1 protein-coding gene is annotated in these 633 nt (G+C 61.1%); it reads right to left on the reverse strand.

What is annotated here, in order from left to right; genetic code table 11:
- Positions 1 to 42: 42 nt before the first annotated feature.
- Positions 43 to 633 (reverse strand): CbiX/SirB N-terminal domain-containing protein (locus NW835_RS06245; protein ID WP_414414813.1); only part of this gene is annotated, 591 nt, incomplete at its 5' end.

The following is a 633-nucleotide window of genomic DNA, read 5'->3' on the forward strand; positions in this document are numbered from 1 at the left end:
CCATCCCCACCGTATAGACGGTGGGGAATTCCGCACCTTACGTTAAGGCACTTGCCAAGCCCGTCGGTGGTAATCCTCTAATTGAGCCCAGGGATCCGTAGCCGCTGCGGGGGCATGGCCGTGGTTGTGGTGATGGTGATGGGATCCCTGCCCATGGGAATGATGGTCATGATGATGGTGATGGTGATGGGATCCCTGCCCATGGGAATGATGGTCATGATGATGGTGGTGGTGATGGGATCCCTGCGCGTGAGGGTGATCCTGATGGTCGTGGTGATGGGTATGCCCCACTCCCAGCTCTGCGCTCACCGCCAGGCGAAACTTGCAGAGGTGGCAGTTCATTGGGGTTTGGCCCTGGAGGGCTTCCTGCTCCAGTTGCTGCAGGCTGTGCAGCACCGTATCCACAAGACCCAACTCCGGCAGCATCAGCCACTCGATCTGGGGGTATTGGCGTCGCCGCTCTTGCACCGCCGCCTCGATTTTTTTCACCAGCACCCCTGTGAAGAGAAAATAGGGCAGCACGATCACCCGGCGCGGCTGCCAGGACAAGGCCCGCTCCAGACCCACCGGCAGGCGGGGGTGGGTGATGCCGATAAAGCAGGTCTCTACGGCGGCCAACCCCGACCCTTCCCC

Source organism: Synechococcus sp. OH2 (assembly GCF_047462155.1).
Lineage (GTDB): Bacteria > Cyanobacteriota > Cyanobacteriia > Thermostichales > Thermostichaceae > Thermostichus.